Source organism: Lentibacillus juripiscarius (assembly GCF_042685205.1).
In the GTDB taxonomy this organism is placed as follows: Bacteria; Bacillota; Bacilli; order Bacillales; family Amphibacillaceae; genus Lentibacillus; species Lentibacillus juripiscarius.
Genome location: NZ_JBHUNA010000017.1, coordinates 53,081 through 71,320, shown reverse-complemented (window position 1 = coordinate 71,320; position 18,240 = coordinate 53,081). Strand labels below are relative to the sequence as shown.

The window sequence follows — 18,240 nt, the reverse complement described above, 5'->3', positions numbered from 1 at the left end:
GGATTTTGATGAATATTGCTTTGATTGCACACGACAAAAAAAAAGAGGATATCATCCACTTTACTGTGGCATATAGCCATGTATTAAAAAATCATCAGCTGTTTGCGACAGGGACGACAGGCAAACGGATAAGTGAAGAGACCGGTTTGACAATCCATCGTTTCCAGTCGGGGCCGCTTGGCGGAGATCAGCAGATTGGAGCAAAAATTGCCAGCAATGAAATGGATGGTGTCATTTTTTTCAGGGATCCATTAACAGCACAACCGCATGAGCCTGATGTCAGTGCATTAATGCGGCTATGTGACGTTCATTTAATCCCGCTTGCTACAAATCGTACAGCCGCTGAAATGATGATTGCAGCATTGGCAAGGGGCGATTTTGATTGGCAGGAATTTAAAACACCCATCCAGCAGGAAGGTAATCAGCCATGAAAAAGATAGGTATCACGTGTTATCCGACACTTGGGGGATCAGGTGTGATTGCCACGGAATTGGGAATGAAAATGGCAGAACTTGGTCATGAGATACACTTTATTACATCCAGTCTGCCATTTCGGCTGAATCATGTTCATCCCAACATTTACTATCATGAAGTGGAAGTCAGTCATTATCCTGTATTCCAATATCCTCCTTTTGATCTTGCTCTGGCCAATAAGATGGCAGAGGTCATTGACCAGGAAAAACTGGATATTCTTCACGTCCACTATGCAATGCCACATGCTATCTGCGCCATTTTGGCAAAGGACATTGCTGAACATGAGGTCAAAATTGTGACCACATTGCATGGAACGGACATAACCGTGTTGGGTATTGACGACGCATTGCGAAAAATGATTAAACACGGGATTGAACAATCGGATGCCGTCACAGCTGTTTCCAACAGTCTTGTCACGCAAACGAAAGAAATGCTTGGTATAGAAAAAGAAATTGAGGTCATTTATAATTTCGTCAATGAAGCGAACTATACGAAAAAAACGCTCCCTGGAATTCGCCGTCAATATGGAATAAAGCCGAATGATAAAGTTATTATTCATATATCCAATTTCCGAAAAGTGAAACGTCTCGAGGATGTTATTTATACGTTTCACAAGATACATGATCAACTGAATGCGAAATTGCTTTTAGTAGGCGACGGTCCGGAGTATTCGTCCATATACCAGCTCGTGAGAAAATTAGGTCTCACGGACGATGTGCTCTTTTTAGGTAAACAGAAGAATGTGAATGATCTGTTCTCCATTTCTGATTTGAAATTGCTTATGTCCGAAAAGGAAAGTTTCGGCCTGGTACTCCTTGAAGCAATGTCCTGTGAGGTGCCCTGCATCGGTACGAATGTCGGCGGTATCCCTGAAGTAATCAAACATAATGAGACAGGATTCATCGTTGAGCTCGGTGATACCGACCGTGCTGCAGCCTATGCTACTGATTTGCTTCATAATGAGGAAGCACTTGAGCGCTTCTCCCGTAACGCACTCGTGCATGCACGAGAAAAATTCTGCTCAAAGTCCATTGTTCAGCAATACACTGATTTATATGATAAACTAATACATTAAGAAGGTTAGAAAATTGGTGATAATGTGCGTTTACATGAACGTTTGACCCAGGCGGCGGATGTATTGAATATATTGGAAAGTCACGGGTACAAGGCATATTTTGTTGGGGGCTGTGTCCGGGATTTGCTATGTGGCCATGACGTTGGCGATATAGATATTGCTACGTCAGCTACACCGGATGCCGTCCAGGAAATTTTCGACAAAGTGATTCCGGTCGGGCTGGAACATGGCACAGTGATTGTCCGGCACGCTCATCAATCGTATGAAGTGACGACATTTCGAACGGATGGCGATTATTCAGACCAGCGTCACCCTGACTCTGTTGAGTTCATGCAAACCATTGATGAAGATCTGAAACGGCGTGACTTCACAATGAATGCGCTCGCGATGGATAAAGAAGGGATCATCATTGATTTATTTGGCGGACAAAAAGATATTCAGCGGGGACTAATCCGGACAGTCGGCAATGGGGTGGACCGGTTTCAGGAAGACCCACTGCGTATCATTCGTGCCGTCCGATTTGCGAGTCAGCTCGGATTTTCGATTGCTACAGAGACATTGGACGCAATGAAAACAGCTAAACAAGAAATGGAAACAATCGCTGTGGAACGGATTGCCCATGAAATGGAGAAATTTTTTGCTGGCGCCAATGTGCAGATCGGACTTGATTATTTACACACAACTGCCATTTACAAACATCTCCCAATAATGAAAGGTTATCCGCATATCATTGACAGGGTTCCGGAGCCGGTCCTGCCATTGCAGTCATTTGGGGCTGTTATTGCAATGTTTCACAGACTGGAACCCGCCGTCAGTATCCATGCATGGGTGAGGGGCTGGAAATGTTCGAATAAAGTGAAACACGAGGCACTTGGATTGCACGAAGCAATGGCCCATTTCCAGACTGCCGGGCTTGACCGGTGGCTTGTCTATCGGCTTGATAACAACTGCTACAAAGCATTTTCTGCACTAGCCAGAATGTTTTTTGATTCGGCCATCACTTATCGGGATGTGCTGGCAATGAATGAGCTGCTGCCAATTAAATCAAAACAGGATTTAGCTTTAGATGGCACGGACATAAAGCAGCTTTTCCCGGGTGCGAAAGGCGGACCATGGATGGGGAAACTGCTGGACAAACTTGAACAGAAAGTTGTTACCGGTCATTTAAGTAATGATAAAAACGAAATAAGGGATTGGATAAAATGGCATCCACACGATACCAGCTGATTCACCTGTTAAACACAAATGAAAACAGCTATATCTCTGGTCAAAAACTTTCAGAGGAATTGAATATTTCCCGAAGTGCTATCTGGAAACATATGAAAGAACTGGAGAAAGACGGATATGTTATCGAAGCCGTGCGCCGGAAAGGCTATCGAATTGTGACATCGCCGGACAAAGTCAGTGAAAACACTATACTTTGGGGGCTTGGCACAGACTGGCTTGGAAAAAATATGATACATAAACAGACTGCGGATTCCACACAATCCATTGCCCATCAGGAGGCTTTAAATGGTGCTCCGGATGGAACGGTTGTTATTGCGGATGAACAAACACTAGGAAAAGGAAGAATGGACAGAGAGTGGCATTCAGCAAGCAATAAAGGAATCTGGATGAGCATCGTATTGCGGCCAGCTATAAACCCCGCACTGGCCCCACAGCTGACCCTGATGACGGCTGCTGTATTAGCTGAAGTCTTAGCGGAACATACATTAGCCGAACCAAAAATAAAATGGCCAAATGATATTCTTGTTCATCATAAGAAGGCGGCAGGAATACTGACCGAAATGCAGGCTGAACAGGACCGGATCCAATATGTCGTCATCGGAATGGGGATAAACGTCAATCAAACAGAAACGGATTTTCCTGCGGCATTAAAAGAAAAAGCGACATCCATCAGGCTGGAAACAGGTGAGTACTGCCATGTAAAAGACCTGATTCAGCAAATCTTGCTTCGTTTTGAACAAATGTATGAGACCTTTATGCAAGCTGGGTTTCCTCTTATTAAAGCTAAGTGGGAATACTATGGCTATAAAATTGGCGAAAAAATCCGTATTAGTACAGCACGCAATTCACTGAATGCTACATTTTTGGGGATTGCCGAGGACGGTGCGCTGCTGGCACAGACGGAAGGAAAAGAAACAAAGAAAGTCTATTCAGGCGAAATTGAATGGCTGCGTGAAAGGGACTGAATAGTATGCTTTTGCTCGCCATTTTTTGATAAGAATAGAAGAGCACCATGTATTAAAGTGCGTGTTCAAAAAGGAGGATAAAAAGGACCAAGAATTTCAAGGCGGCGAAGCTCCCGAGTAGCGGAGTGTATGCAATTTAATACATGAGCGCAAGGAATGCTACCCTGAATCCGCATCGCACGCGAGCATTAGGGCTTTTCTTTTCCAAGGAACGGAAAAGCAAGCCAACGAAGAAATTCGAAGTGTCATTTTTACCGGACTTTTTGAACAACCTCTGAAAGAGAGTAAGGTGGCATTATGGAAAATAGATACGTTGTATTGGATCTGGAAACGACAGGCCATTCACCTGCGAATGCAGATAAAATTATTGAAGCTGGCATCGTTGTCATTGAAGATGATGTCATAACAGAAGAGTTTTCTACATTTTTGAATCCTAGTAGGCCAATCCCGCCATTCATTTCCAATCTGACAGGTATTACGGATGATGATGTGCGTCATGCACCCGTTTTTCAGAACAAAGCATCGGAGTTGACAGCTCTTTTGGAAAATAGCTGGCTGATTGCGCACAATGTGACGTTTGATTTAGGTTTCCTGAATGAGGAATTGGCATCCCATGGTTTTTCCCGGCTTGAAAATCAGGTGATTGATACTGTAGAACTTGCACGGATCCTTTACCCGCAGGCGCCGAGTTATAAATTGGAACAGCTGGCAGGATATCTGCAAATTGAACATGAAGCGCCGCACCGTGCTTTAATGGACGCGTATGTAACAGCCGAATTATTCCTTGAACTAAAAAATAAGCTGCACTCATTGCCTTATGAAACAATCGCTCATTTGCTCGAGTTGGAAAAAGGGCTTAACTCGGATTTATATTCGCTGTTGCAGCAACAAAAGCAAAAACTGGCTTTTTCTGTTTACGAGGATGAAAGATTTGAAACGTACAGGGGTATGGCCGTTAGAAAGCGGGCTAATGAGAAACAGGAAAAGCTCCTGTTGGATACTTCCTTTGGCCATTTTCTAGACACGATTTACGAGACGGGCGGGGCTATGCAGCAGCATATGAACCATTATGAAAGACGAGATGGGCAGCGGGATATGTCGGAGACGGTTTATGATGCGTTTCAGTCGCAAAACCATGCACTGATTGAAGCAGAAACAGGAACGGGCAAAACGCTTGCATACTTGCTGCCTTCCATATACGAGGCCGTCAAGTCACGAAAGCGAATTGTCATCAGTACCTATACGACCCAGCTCCAGTCGCAGCTTCTGGATGATGAGATTCCGTTAATAAGACATCTTGTTCAGTTTCCATTCCATGTTGCATTGCTAAAAGGGAAGCAGCATTATATCAGCCTTGAGAAATTTGAACGAGCCTTGACTTTTGAACAGGAGGACAACTACGACATCATCCTGACGAAAGCAATGATCCTCGTCTGGCTTACCGAAACGGAAACAGGGGATATCGATGAAATCCAGCTTCCATCCAGCGGCTATATATTTTTCAGAAAAGTTTCCAGTGACATGGAAGATACGACGGACCCGTCATCACCGGAATTCGCCCGGTCCTATTATCAGCGAGCTCGAAAAAAAGCGCAACAAGCAGATATTGTGATCACCAATCATGCCTTATTATGTACGGATATGGTCAATGACTATCAATTGCTGCCTGCTTATAAAAAGGCAATTATTGATGAAGCACACCATTTGGAAGAAACAGCAGCAAAACATTATGGGGCATCACTTGATTACGTTTTTGCCCAAAACATGCTCAGTCAGATAGGGATGACGTCAGAGAATTCCTGGCTCAGCCGATTGCTTGGTGGTGCGTCAAATAATCTGGATGTGTTTGCAGCAGGGAAGTGGGATGACCTTTTTACAAAGGCGAGACATGAGACGGATGATTTATTCCGAATGCTGTTTCAATATGTTCTGGATCAAAGGCAAAAAGATAAATCGTTAAGTGACATTGGCCGGATCCAATATCGTTTTGACGGTGACGGAGGAGACGCAGACCAGTGGAATACCGTTATAGAAATGGCTACAAGGCTTACTTATTATCTTCGTGATCTGATTCATTTGCTTTCACCACTCACACAGTTGGAAACAATGGATACAGGTCTAGCTGAAGAACTGAATAAAAATATGGAAGACCTTCAGACCGTTATTGACCGGCTGGAACATCTGTTTTTATCAAATGATGCCAGTAAAGAGGTGAAATGGATTGAAATTGAAGCTTACGGGGCAAGGAACGCAGTATATTTGTACAGTGAACCAGTTGCCATGGCTCCGTTACTAAGAGAGGACTTTTTCCAGCAAAAAGAAAGCATTATTCTAACCAGTGCCACATTGACCATGAGGGATTCATTCACTTTTATGCAAAACAGACTAGGGCTGCCGGAAGAAAAAGCTTTAACTGCCAAAATCAAATCCCCGTTTTCGTATGAAACCCAGGTCCAACTGATGATTCCGGATGATTTTCCTGATATTAAACACGGGAAGCTGGATGATTTTGTTGCAGCAGTCAGCGAAGCAATCCTGTCCATGGCACATATTACCGATGGCAGAATGCTTGTGCTGTTTACTTCGTATGATATGCTAAAAAGAGCTTACTATTTACTGAAGGAAATAATTGATGTAAATAAATACATGCTGATTGCACAAGGGATTTCAAGCGGAAGCAGGTCAAGGCTAAAAAAGAACTTCCAAACATTCGATAATGCCATTTTACTGGGGACGAGCTCTTTCTGGGAAGGGGTCGATATTCCAGGCGATGATCTGTCCTGTGTCATGATCGCCAGGCTTCCATTTCAGCCGCCGAATCACCCTGTATATGAAGCCAAATCAAGCCATTTAAAACAAGAAGGGAAAAACCCGTTTGTTGAATTGGCGCTTCCTGATGCCGTTATCCGGTTTAAACAGGGATTTGGCAGATTAATTCGTTCTGCACGAGACCGCGGAATCGTTTTCGTGTGCGATTCCCGCATCAGGAAAGCACGCTACGGTAAATATTTCATCGATTCCATACCAAGTGTACCGGTCACATTTGACTCCACACAGACAATATTGGAAAAAGCGGAGGAATGGTTTTAAAGAAACTTACGGCCAGCACCGAGGGTAAAAAAACTGGTGCATCTTTTGAAATGCACCAGTAAGGTTGGGTAATGGAATGGGGCTGGAAAAATTTTTGTTGAAACAAATAAAATGAAACATATTGCTTGTTATACTGTAACATACATGCTCAGTTATTTATTTTCAACCTTACGTTTAGTATTAGCACACGAAAACAAACTATAAGTACCAAAATGTGATAAGAGATGAAGCATTTGACTGGGGGATGGAGAAGTGATGCGTAACAATTATGGGATGTGGAAGTTATGAAGCCCCGTTTTTCCAGGTTCACTATTCCGGCGTGGCTGAAGTGGCTGACAGGAATCATATGTTTTGTTGTCATTTCCTGTCTCATTACGGGTATTTACCTTTATTATTCTACACAGCAGGAACGAACAGCGGAATTTGACCAAGTGGAACAGGATGCCATTAAGGAAACGGAAATGAGCACAGTAAACCGGATTGAACGGTTCCATGGTAAGGATGCTTATTATGTCATTTACGGTGAAACGGATAATAATCAATCGGCAATTATGTTTTACCCATTTGCTGAAAATGATACTGAAACCGTACTGGTGGAACGTTCTGAAACAATATCGGAAGAGACCGTTAAGGCAGACTGGCAGAGCAACTGCAGTGACTGCACACTGTTTACAATCACACCGGCACTCATCACCAATGACAAGCTGCCTGCATGGGAAATCACTTATGAAAATGATGCAGGACGTTATATAATGGAGTACGTATCCTTAAATGACGGAGAGTTAATTGAAAAGATTGGATTTAAACGGATGTTCAATTAGGAGGTTGATTAGATGGAACTAGCAAATAGGGTGAAAACACTTTCCCCTTCATCAACACTGGCAATTACGGCTAAAGCAAATGAATTGAAAAAGCAAGGTCACGACGTTATCGGACTGGGCGCTGGAGAACCCGATTTCAATACACCCGAAAACATTCTGGACGCAGCCGAAGATGCTATGCGAAATGGTTTCACCAAATATACGCCTTCCGGAGGGATACCGGAGTTAAAACAAGCAATTGTGGACAAGTTTCAGACGGATAATGGACTCAGCTACACACCGGAAGAAATTATCGTCACAACCGGAGCCAAACATGCCTTGTACACACTTTTTCAAGTTTTATTGAACAAAGATGATGAAGTGATTGTGCCTGCGCCATATTGGGTAAGTTATCCGGAACAGATTAAACTGGCTGGAGGCAAGCCGGTGATAGTCAGTGCAACCGAACAAAACAGCTTTAAAATAACACCTGAACAAATTGAAGAGGCCATCACAGCAAAAACGAAGGCTGTCATCATTAATTCACCGAACAACCCGACAGGAATGGTCTATAGCAAAGAGGAATTGCGTAAAATCGGCGACATTTGTTTAAAGCATAATATTCTGATTGTGTCAGATGAAATTTATGAGAAACTGATATATACCGATGACAGTCATGTTTCCATCGCAGAAATATCTGCGTCGTTAAAAGAGCAGACAGTCATCATCAATGGAGTTTCCAAATCACATGCCATGACAGGATGGAGAATTGGATATGCCGCAGGGCCGTCGGAACTGATTAAGCCAATGACTAATCTTGCATCCCATTCAACATCCAATCCTACGTCCATTGCACAATATGCAGCCCTTGCCGCTTACCGTTCAGAAGGTGACTCGAACTTAGAAATGCGGCAAATTTTCGCAGAACGGCTGGAATTACTGTATGGGCTGTTGCAGGACATCCCTGGCATCTCCTGTGTAAAACCAAAAGGAGCCTTTTATTTATTCCCGAATGTCGAGGAAGCCATGAATAGGAATGGATACCGGACCGTTGATGACTGGGTGAAAGCCTTACTGGAGGAAGAAAAAGTTGCCCTTGTCCCTGGCACCGGTTTCGGGGCACATGAAAATGTGCGTTTATCCTACGCCGTTTCCAGTGACGCATTGAAAGAAGCGAGCCAGCGAATTAAACGATTTGTATTAAACCATCAATCATAGCTTATTGGAGGTAGCAATGTATGAAAACAACCATAGCACAAGTACCAGCATACGAAGGGCAAGAAGTCACCATTGGTGTATGGCTGACGAATAAACGGTCAAGCGGAAAAATTGCATTTCTGCAGCTGCGGGATGGGACTGGATTTATTCAGGGAGTTGTTGCCAAAAATGATGTCACCGAAGAAGTGTTCCAGCTTGCCAAAAATTTAAATCAGGAATCATCCATGTACATAACCGGCATAATTGTTGAGGATAAACGGTCTCCATTCGGTTATGAAATGCAGGTGACGGATATTGAACTGATCCAGGAAGCTTCAGACTACCCAATCACGCCGAAAGAACACGGAACTGAATTTTTAATGGATCATCGCCATTTATGGCTTCGCTCCAGCCGTCAGCATGCGGTGATGAAAATCAGAAACGAAATTATCAGGGCGACGTATCAATACTTTAATGAAAATGGCTATATGAAGGTGGACGCACCGATTTTGACTGGTGCTTCTGCAGAAGGTACAACCGAATTATTCCATACCAAATATTTTGATGAGGATGCTTACTTATCCCAAAGCGGGCAGCTCTATATGGAGGCAGCTGCAATGGCTCTAGGGAAAGTTTTCTCATTTGGACCGACATTCCGCGCAGAAAAATCCAAAACGCGCCGGCATTTGATTGAGTTTTGGATGATTGAACCGGAAATGGCCTTTGTCGATCATGAAGAAAGCCTGGAAATACAAGAACAGTATGTCAGTTTTGTCGTGCAGTCTGTTCTTAAAAACTGCTCACTTGAGCTGCAGACACTCGGCCGTGATACCACAAAATTAGAAACAATCCAGGCACCATTTCCAAGAATCAGTTATGATGATGCCGTACAGTTATTAAAAGAAAAGGGATTTGATGATATTGAGTGGGGAGAAGACTTTGGTGCGCCGCACGAAACAGCCATCGCTGAAAGCTTTGACAAACCAGTCTTCATCACCAATTACCCGGCTGACATAAAGGCATTTTACATGAAGCCTGATCCGGAGCGTCCGGAAGTTGTTCTATGCGCGGATCTCATTGCACCGGAAGGATATGGGGAAGTTGTTGGCGGTTCGCAACGGATTGATGATCCTGAATTAATGAAACAGCGTTATGAGGAACATGATTTATCCGGACCTGCCTACCAATGGTATCTGGAACTGCGGCAATACGGCAGTGTACCACATTCCGGCTTTGGACTTGGACTGGAACGGACGGTTGCATGGATTGCCGGGGTGGAACATGTGCGTGAGACGATTCCATTCCCAAGGCTTTTGAATCGCCTTTATCCGTGAGTGTTGACATGGCAATAGTGTATGTTGTAAAATCCCTTGCCCAGCGCAAGGGGTTTTATCTCTTAGGTGGCATATTAAGGAATGAGGTGTATCAATCCCTATGACTAAATTCATTTCATTTCAGGAAATTTTACTGAATCAGGTGCAAATACCTGTAAGGCTGCTCGAACGGTATACATCACTCGGACTGAATGAAACAGAAGTAATGATTATGCTGCAGCTTGTCCGCTTTATGCAGGAAAATAATGAATTCCCAACCCCGGGAGACCTGGCGGCACATCTTACCATTAGTGAGAAGGACTGTGCTAACATACTGCGAAAGCTAATTCAACAGAACTTTTTATCCATTGAGCAGCTGAAAAATGAACAAAATCGGCTAACAGAAGCTTATAGTTTGAATCCGCTCTGGGAGAAATTGTTCTCTGAAGAGCAGCAAGATACAACGGAGGAACACGACGGGACGATCTTTATTTTATTCGAACAGGAATTTGGAAGGCCATTATCTCCTTTTGAAATCGAGATGATTAATTCGTGGCTTGATGAGGATGATCTGGCACCTGCATTGATTAAAGCGGCATTGCGGGAGTCGGTGCTCATGGGAAAACTTAACTTCAAATATATTGACCGGATTCTCCGTGAGTGGAAAAAGAAAGGAATTCATTCTGTTGAGCAGGCTCGGGAGGCCAGTAAAGCTTTTCATGAAGCCCAGTCAGGCAAAAAAGAGCCCTCGGAAGAAAAACGGGATACATCCATTTATTATAATTGGCTGGAGGAGGAATAGGAGGAATGCTGAATAAGAAACAAGTGCAGCACTGTCTTGAAGTGATGGAGGAAATGTATCCGGAAGCACAGTGTGAGTTGGACCACCAGAACCCATTTGAACTTGTCATCGCCGTCTTATTATCCGCCCAGTGTACAGATAATCTTGTCAATAAGGTTACAGCATCATTGTTTGACAAGTATAAAACACCAGAAGACTATCTGGCCGTTCCATTATCGGAACTTGAACAGGATATAAAGTCAATCGGGCTGTACCGCAACAAAGCCAAAAATATCCGCAAACTGTGTCAAATGCTGATTGACGATTATGGCGGGGAAGTACCAAAATCAAAGGAAGAGTTGATGAAATTAGCGGGTGTCGGCCGGAAAACCGCTAATGTTGTGGCATCAGTTGCATTTAATGAACCAGCTATCGCTGTTGATACACATGTAGAACGAGTTGCAAAACGCCTGGGCATATGCCGCTGGAAAGATTCCGTTCTGGAAGTAGAAGAGACATTGATGAGAAAGGTGCCAAAAGAGGCTTGGGCGGCCACACATCATCGGATGATTTTCTTTGGCCGGTACCATTGCAAGGCAAGAAACCCGCAATGCCCGGAATGTCCGCTGCTTGATCTTTGCCGGGAAGGACAGAAGCGTATGAAAAAAAGAGAAATGATTTGAACAGTGAATGAAAGAGGCAGCTTCTAGATTAGAAGCTGCCTCTTTTCATCGTGTCAGGCGGATTCTTTTTCTTCTGTATCTTCTTCGCCACCTGTTTCTTCTTCATCGGAACTGCCACCATCTGAACTGCCTTCATCTGAGCCCCCATCATCTGAACCACCTTCATCAGACTGTGGTATGGTGACTTCTGTACTTTTCGCTTCCCCGTTAACACCTTGGTTTGCACCATTCTGACCAACAGGGACAACCGTTATCGAGTAGGTTTGCCCCGGTTGCACACCGTTTCCTTCGATGACAATTCCTTTTGTACCGACCGTTTGGGTCTGAATCGGGGTTCCACCTTGCGAAACCGTCACTTCATATTGTACGGGAGGGCCATTGTATTGCCAGGAGACATCAATAGCTACTTCAGACGGTATCGGCTTTGCACTTAGAGAACCAATCGCTGGGATATTTCCTCCTTCATTTTCCTTTTCGTCGCCATCTTCTTCCTCATCTTCGTCGTCTTCCATGTCTTCCGGAACTTTTACGGTTGTTGTTGCTGGCTCACTTGTATTACCTTCTGTTTTACCGCTGGCTGCAACAACCTGGATTTCATATTCTGTACCTGGTTCCACATTGGCTATTTCAATCGACGTTTCTTCGGTTGATGACAATTCTTGCTTTTGCCCTCCATCAACACTGGCACTTACTTTAAATGAAACTTCTTGTTCCGTGTCATATTTCCACTCTGCCTGAATGGAATTCGATTCTTTATCAAATGTTGCTTTCAAGTCTTTAACAGGGTCCAGCTGATCATATCTATCTGATGTTTTCGTTGGTTCTGTTCCTTTAACAAACAGTTCCGTAACGATTTGCGATTCCGGTGTATAGTCACTTGGCAGTTTTGCCGGCCTTGAGCCTTCCTCAACGGCAACTTCAACTACTGAATCTGGTTTAGTAAAGTCGGGTGTCTCCATACCTTTTGACAGTTCAGACATTGTATGTTTGAACAAAGTGAGCGGAATCTTCGTCTCTGCACCCTGCAAGCCAATGTTATTATTATCATAACCGGTCCAGACTGATATCGTGTAATTTGTGCTGTAACCACTGAACCACGCGTCAGGGGAGCCCTCGACATCAGGTCTGGTTGTGGTTCCCGTTTTTCCAGCAATCGGAAGATCAGGGATATTGGCCAGTTCACCCGTCCCTTGTTGAACGACCGATTTAAGCATATCCGTAATCATATATGCCGTGGAATCGGACATGACCGCTTCAGGTTCCGGCTTCAGGTTAACGGTTTTTCCACTTTCCGGAAATTCAACTTTTGTCACTGTATACGGCTCATTATAAATGCCTCCGTTGGCAAAAGCGCGGTATGCTCCAGCAAGTTCCAGTGGGTTCGTGCCAATATTCCCACCAATGGCATCTGTCAGCTTAACGTTATTGTCCCCAAACCCAATTCCCAACTTTTCAGCAAATGCTTTTGCATTTTTCTGGCCGACTTCCTCGAATGTTTTTACAGCAGGGACGTTGAGTGACTGCTGCAGGGCATACCTTGCTGTGACCCACCCAAAGTAGGAATCAGCCCACGTTTCAATTTGCTTTCCGCCGCTTCCTGCAATGTCATATGGACCATCATCATTCAGCTGATGATAGGTGGACCACTGCATATTTTCAATCGCAGGGCCATAATCCATAATTGGTTTAAACGTTGAACCGGGCTGCCGCTCCATTTGCGTTGCATGATTAAATCCTTGACTTTCCAGTCCATTACGAGCTCCGCCGATTGCCCGAACGGCACCCGTTTTCGTATCCAGCACTGTCATCCCGGCTTCCGCCCCTACTTTTTCACCTTCATCACTATCTGGATTAACAACAGGTTCAGGATAGCTGATTGGATTATCTTCACTGTCCGACAGTAAAAATTCGACATGTTCTTGTGCATCAGTATCGATGGTTGTATAAATTTTTAACCCATCCGTGTAAATATCAGCGCCATCCACCTTCTGCTCGACTTCCTTCCTTACTTGCTGCACAAATGCCTGGTATTTAGTCGAATCGGGCTTTTCATCTGTAAGAAGGGAAGGAATATCTACCTGTCTTGCTTCCTCTGCTTCTTTTTCCGTTATTTTTCCATGCTCGACCATCAAATGCAGAACAGTGTTCATTCGGTCTTTCATTAAATCCGGGTTCTTAAACGGATTATATGCAGTAGGGCGCTGAGGCAATCCGGCAAGAATGGCAGCTTCAGGCAGTGTCAATTCATTCAGATCTGTTTTCCCAAAATAGACCTCCGCAGCTTTTGCGACGCCATAGGCCTGGTTGCCGTAAAAGATTTTATTTAAATACATTTCCAGTATGCGCTCTTTGGAATATTTCCGTTCCAGCTGCAATGCCAGCCACATTTCCTGAACTTTAAGACTGATTTTTTTCTCTGGTGACAGGAATGACTTCTCGACAACCTGCTGGGTAATAGTACTGGCACCTTCAGATCCGAACCCATCTGTTATATTGGCGACTACTGCTCCGCCAATTCGCCATACATCAATACCTGGGTGATCAAAAAACCTGGCATCTTCGGTGGCGGTCACAGCATCAATCAGCACTTGCGGCAAATCATCAAATTCAACCTTCGTTCGCTGTTTCCTGCCTAAATCGGCAAACAACTCGCCATCTTTGTCATATAATTTCGATGAAAACGGTGTATCCAGTTTAGATGCATCAATATCCGGTGCGGTGGCAATATAATAGGTGAAAAGGGCACCGACACCAATTCCGATTGCCAGCATAGCAACGATAGTCCATAATGCTATTTTTTTCCACAATGGTTTTTTGGACGCTTTTTTTTGTTTCCTTCTTGCTGTACGAGATTGGCCATTTTCTGCCATTGCTCATTCTCCTCCAATCTAAAAATAAAGCTTATCGATAACTGCCAGATAATTTACCCTTGCCTGGTAGTGAAATGGTACTAGATATCCTTCTTTTACGATCGTTTCGTAACGAATGGATTTCTTTCCGCCGTTAAATTGAGCATCCCAGTATCGGAATAGCACCTCAGCCGGCATATAATAGGTCTCCTCATAGGCTGAGAATCGAATAATAAGAAAACAAACCGCTCCCTGTTTCGCTATCGATTTCATGTGCCTGATCTGGTGCTCATGAATATTCGCAAGCGGGAATCGTGTTTTATTTTTGGTTTCTTTTGCTTCAAAATCAATATGCCTTCCGCGGTAAATACCGTTGTAATCAGTCGTAGAAGGCTGTTTGAAATAGCCTTCTGTAATGACGGCAGCACTTCGCTTCGGATAATGGACATTGACCACCTGAATGGGGGTCGGTTTTTTGTGAATAACTGCTTTGTCCATGTCACGATAATAAGTATTAGCTGCATTGATATCTTCCTCAAGTGTCATGCCCCGGTTGCTGAATCCCTGGGCCCGGTTTGCAATCGACAAGGTCTTGTAAGTATGGTTGTTCTTTCTTCCATTTGGATAGTGCATGTATACTCCCTCCGCATGTTACTGTATCATATCAAAAAAACCCTTTATTGACTATAAACCTTGTTTGGAGGTCACTCTCATGCGCGAAACCAAGGACGAACACCTTCATTATATACTATCTGAAACGAAAAAGCATAACGCGGATAACATTTCCCGGACAAAGGCCTATCAAAACTTCTACATGCAATACCCTGAAATGAAATGGGCTTTGTTGGCCAGCATGGTGTCCCGTAATGCCGGCTGGAATATGACAGATCTTCACTTGTCGCCGTTCCGAAAAATACTGTCCACTAAACAGCGTAACCGTCTCTTCATGACATACGAACGGGCAAATTGGCTCATTTTTTCAGATGCATACCCACAACTGCTTACTTACGCACTGTCCATCCACTACAACCAGCCATTGTTCCATCTATTATCCCGATTTCGTGTATCACGTTTCATGAAAAAAGAATGGGATTACTTTTGGAAGCACAGTGACCGGAACCGTCTGATGACTGCTTTGATTATTAATGAACAAAATGTTATCCATTCTCCGGTCATCAAACAGGATTATTTTCAGTATCGCATTTTTATGCGTCTGCCATACCTTTTGCAGGATATGCTATTGTTAAATGCCGTTCTCCTTCCCGACAGGTTCGGAAGGCTTTATGGAGCTTTTGTTCATGATTTCACGAATATCAATAAACGGATAGACATGGGCAAACGGATTGCTTCCATCGTGTTTCATCCAGCTGTATATGATTCGCTGCTTGATTTTGTGCTGACGAGGGAACACACCGGATCTCGTCGTGACTATGAACAGTTTTTTCACAGTCCTTTCGAGAAAGCCCCTTTTTTAAGGTCTGTCTATCCTGTCATAACCCATCAGGATATTATTCGCAAGGACTGGCACAAAATCAGGGGGGTTAAACGAAAATGGACCAATCCAATATCCGCTAAGCCTGATTCCGGAATAAAAAAGTCTTTTTATAACAGAAGAAAACTATTATACGCATATAGTCATCTTAAAGGCGTCTTCACACCTGACTCAACATGACGGAAATATATATCGGCATTCGCAAATGATGAGCGAATGCCGATTTTTACAGATAGCAATTTACGTGGACGGCCGGTTAGGTCCATCCAATTTTTTGTCCCGGGTGCGGTTTTCTTTCTTCTGGTGATGTTTGTTTGTTTTTTGTTGTGACGGTTTGTTTTCCATCCTGTTACCCTCCTTTCCTTGTTAGTTTGCCTGAGGTCGAGCGAATATACACTGGTTTTGCCATTATTCTTCTAGTTTTGTCGAGCAGGCAGGGAAGGGCAGGTTTTCGCCGAAGTAATGAGTAACTGATGAAAGGGAAGGTGAAACGGATGACAGAAATAAGATTGCCCAGGGGAATGAGCGAAGGGACCGATAAGCAACATTTTGCAGATGCTATAACGGGGATGGCTGATCAGCTGCGACTCATGGAACAAAAAATCGCCATGGCAGCAGATAACAGTGTCAGGGACCAATTCCGAACCAATAAAGATGAACTGAGCCGGGCTCAATTCAGGATAGAAAAACTGGTAAAAACACACGTACAAACGCAAGATGCTAATTATCCGTCCCCATCCGATAACGCTGACTTCACCGAAGAAGTAAAGCAATCATCCTAATATGCTGACAGATGCATGCATTTCTGATGCTAAAATGATACACTATTTCCTGCAGGGATTAGTAAAGAAAAAGGCAGGATTTCAGTATGGAACTATTACAGCAGACACAGCAATTTCAATACCATTTGAATAAGCTTGAAGAAATCTACAATGCGAATAAGCCGCCGGAAAGCAGAAAGGATAAAGCGTTTTTCCAAATGGTAAAAACATATACAGAACCCATTTATAACCTCCTGAAGGACTGGGAAGATCATGCACTGTATGCCGTTAAACAGCGTCACGTCAATCTGCATCCCCAGCAAGTAACATCCACTAAAGAAAACATGGAATTATTGATGATGCACAGTTTTTATGTAGATGTGAAGCGGAAACGTTATATGGAGCTGAATCACTCCATCCATTTCATCCTCGATAAACTCCTGGACGAGCTGGAGGAGGATTGAAAGCTTTACAAGTAACAGGTATTCTTTTATAATTAGTTTCCATTTCAGTGTAAAGGGGGAGAGTCCGGTATGCAGCGCAATGATTTGATTGCCAAAGCAAAAGATATGCTCGCAAAAGCTTATGTCCCTTATTCCCAATTCCCTGTCGGTGCTGCGGTAAAAACTGCTTCCGGCAAGGTATATACCGGGTGCAACATCGAAAACGCCGCGTATCCAGTGAGCTGCTGCGCAGAGCGGGTGGCTATCTTCAGGGCTGTTGCCGATGGAGAACATTCATTTCTCGAGATGGCTGTCGCCGCTGATACAGCGCGCCCCGTCCCGCCGTGCGGTTCTTGCCGGCAGGTCATGAGTGAGTTTTTTGACAGTGGTCTGAACATACATTTGACGAACGCACATAACGATGTGAAAACACTGACAATGGAAGAACTGCTGCCATTTTCATTCCGATCTGACGATATGGACGCAAGCCAAGGAGGAAGCTGACATGGGTCGGCTTCTTTTTTTGTAACGTCCGGAAAGTATAAATTATGGTTGACCTTAAAGTTAAACGAAGCCTTTCACTAAAGACTTGGAGAAAAAGCCAAGTTTTTCTAACCATCATACTTCTATAGGAAAACATTTCTATCCATGTTATACTGATAAAGGGACTTAAGCAGAATGCATAAATTAAGAGAGCTGTCAGTACAATGAAAATGAGCATGTCCGCCCGCGAATGGAATCAATAGAAAATCAACTGTTATACAGAGGTGACTGTGAAATGAATACGGACCGCATTCAAATGACGGGGAAAGATATTCTGGAAAAAGAATTTAAAACGGCAATGCGTGGCTATCACCAGGAAGAAGTCGATGAATTCCTAGATACAATCATTCAGGACTATGAAGCGTTTCAGCAGGAAATAGATAAACTGCGTCAGGAAAATGAGCGGCTGCAGAAACAGTCCGATCAGACAAAAAGCCGGGCAGCAGCCCCGAATCATCAGGTCAATTACGATATTTTAAAACGAGTATCCAACCTGGAAAAAGCCGTATTTGGTAAAAAATACGCTGATTCATAAAAACTGGTTCTC

18 protein-coding genes are annotated in these 18,240 nt (G+C 43.8%); 15 read left to right on the top strand and 3 right to left on the bottom strand.

The window, feature by feature from the left end; translation table 11 throughout:
• Window positions 1–8 precede the first annotated feature (8 nt).
• The 10 genes from ACFSUO_RS07720 (at window position 9) to nth (ending at window position 11,605) form a co-directional block, all read left to right on the top strand.
• Window positions 9–431, top strand: a complete 423-nt coding sequence (locus ACFSUO_RS07720; RefSeq protein ID WP_382392741.1) for a methylglyoxal synthase — start codon at window positions 9–11, stop codon at window positions 429–431.
• Window positions 428–1,549 (top strand): N-acetyl-alpha-D-glucosaminyl L-malate synthase BshA, encoded by a 1,122-nt coding sequence (gene bshA / locus ACFSUO_RS07715; protein WP_382392739.1) that lies wholly within the window; start codon window positions 428–430, stop codon window positions 1,547–1,549. The genes ACFSUO_RS07720 and bshA overlap by 4 nt, the downstream gene beginning before the upstream one ends.
• Before the next feature lie 63 nt (window positions 1,550–1,612).
• Window positions 1,613–2,776: a CCA tRNA nucleotidyltransferase gene (locus tag ACFSUO_RS07710; protein ID WP_382392737.1), complete on the top strand. Its 1,164-nt coding sequence runs from the start codon at window positions 1,613–1,615 to the stop codon at window positions 2,774–2,776.
• Window positions 2,752–3,741 (top strand): biotin--[acetyl-CoA-carboxylase] ligase, encoded by a 990-nt coding sequence (locus ACFSUO_RS07705; protein ID WP_382392735.1) that lies wholly within the window; start codon window positions 2,752–2,754, stop codon window positions 3,739–3,741. The genes ACFSUO_RS07710 and ACFSUO_RS07705 overlap by 25 nt, the downstream gene beginning before the upstream one ends.
• Before the next feature lie 297 nt (window positions 3,742–4,038).
• A complete protein-coding gene (gene dinG, locus ACFSUO_RS07700) occupies window positions 4,039–6,831 on the top strand; it encodes an ATP-dependent DNA helicase DinG (protein WP_382392733.1) in 2,793 nt (930 codons plus the stop codon).
• 284 nt (window positions 6,832–7,115) lie between these two features.
• Window positions 7,116–7,652 carry a cell wall elongation regulator TseB-like domain-containing protein gene (locus ACFSUO_RS07695; protein WP_382392731.1) on the top strand — a complete coding sequence of 179 codons (537 nt, stop codon included), beginning with the start codon at window positions 7,116–7,118 and terminating at the stop codon, window positions 7,650–7,652.
• A gap of 12 nt (window positions 7,653–7,664) precedes the next feature.
• Complete coding sequence (locus tag ACFSUO_RS07690) at window positions 7,665–8,849, top strand: pyridoxal phosphate-dependent aminotransferase (RefSeq protein ID WP_382392729.1); 1,185 nt, start codon at window positions 7,665–7,667, stop codon at window positions 8,847–8,849.
• 20 nt (window positions 8,850–8,869) lie between these two features.
• Complete coding sequence (asnS, locus tag ACFSUO_RS07685; protein ID WP_382392727.1) at window positions 8,870–10,162, top strand: asparagine--tRNA ligase; 1,293 nt, start codon at window positions 8,870–8,872, stop codon at window positions 10,160–10,162.
• Between the two features lie 100 nt (window positions 10,163–10,262).
• A complete protein-coding gene (locus tag ACFSUO_RS07680; protein ID WP_382392725.1) occupies window positions 10,263–10,943 on the top strand; it encodes a DnaD domain protein in 681 nt (226 codons plus the stop codon).
• Window positions 10,944–10,948: 5 nt separating this feature from the next.
• Window positions 10,949–11,605 carry an endonuclease III gene (gene nth, locus ACFSUO_RS07675; protein ID WP_382392723.1) on the top strand — a complete coding sequence of 219 codons (657 nt, stop codon included), beginning with the start codon at window positions 10,949–10,951 and terminating at the stop codon, window positions 11,603–11,605.
• Window positions 11,606–11,658: 53 nt separating this feature from the next.
• On the opposite strand, the gene ACFSUO_RS07670 is transcribed toward nth, so the two are convergent.
• Complete coding sequence (locus ACFSUO_RS07670) at window positions 11,659–14,475, bottom strand: PBP1A family penicillin-binding protein (RefSeq protein ID WP_382392721.1); 2,817 nt, start codon at window positions 14,473–14,475, stop codon at window positions 11,659–11,661.
• Between the two features lie 18 nt (window positions 14,476–14,493).
• Entirely contained in the window at window positions 14,494–15,087 is a 594-nt protein-coding gene (gene recU / locus ACFSUO_RS07665) for a Holliday junction resolvase RecU (protein ID WP_382392719.1), read from the bottom strand.
• A 79-nt stretch (window positions 15,088–15,166) separates the two neighbouring features.
• On the opposite strand from recU, the gene ACFSUO_RS07660 reads away from it, so the two are divergent.
• On the top strand, window positions 15,167–16,126 hold the full coding sequence (locus tag ACFSUO_RS07660; RefSeq protein ID WP_382392717.1) for a DUF2515 family protein: 960 nt from the start codon (window positions 15,167–15,169) through the stop codon (window positions 16,124–16,126).
• Between the two features lie 60 nt (window positions 16,127–16,186).
• On the opposite strand, the gene ACFSUO_RS07655 is transcribed toward ACFSUO_RS07660, so the two are convergent.
• Complete coding sequence (locus ACFSUO_RS07655) at window positions 16,187–16,291, bottom strand: spore protein (RefSeq protein WP_382392715.1); 105 nt, start codon at window positions 16,289–16,291, stop codon at window positions 16,187–16,189.
• A 149-nt stretch (window positions 16,292–16,440) separates the two neighbouring features.
• Here ACFSUO_RS07655 and ACFSUO_RS07650 point away from each other — a divergent pair, with 149 nt between their 5' ends.
• The 4 genes from ACFSUO_RS07650 to gpsB all read left to right on the top strand — a co-directional run bounded on the left by ACFSUO_RS07650 (window position 16,441) and on the right by gpsB (window position 18,228).
• Window positions 16,441–16,728, top strand: a complete 288-nt coding sequence (locus ACFSUO_RS07650) for a hypothetical protein (protein ID WP_382392713.1) — start codon at window positions 16,441–16,443, stop codon at window positions 16,726–16,728.
• Between the two features lie 86 nt (window positions 16,729–16,814).
• Window positions 16,815–17,171 carry a DUF1798 family protein gene (locus ACFSUO_RS07645; protein ID WP_382392711.1) on the top strand — a complete coding sequence of 119 codons (357 nt, stop codon included), beginning with the start codon at window positions 16,815–16,817 and terminating at the stop codon, window positions 17,169–17,171.
• A gap of 69 nt (window positions 17,172–17,240) precedes the next feature.
• On the top strand, window positions 17,241–17,654 hold the full coding sequence (locus tag ACFSUO_RS07640; RefSeq protein ID WP_382392709.1) for a cytidine deaminase: 414 nt from the start codon (window positions 17,241–17,243) through the stop codon (window positions 17,652–17,654).
• A 274-nt stretch (window positions 17,655–17,928) separates the two neighbouring features.
• The gene (gpsB, locus tag ACFSUO_RS07635; RefSeq protein WP_382392707.1) at window positions 17,929–18,228 is read left to right on the top strand and encodes a cell division regulator GpsB; all 300 of its coding nucleotides are present in this window, start codon (window positions 17,929–17,931) and stop codon (window positions 18,226–18,228) included.
• Window positions 18,229–18,240 lie beyond the last annotated feature (12 nt).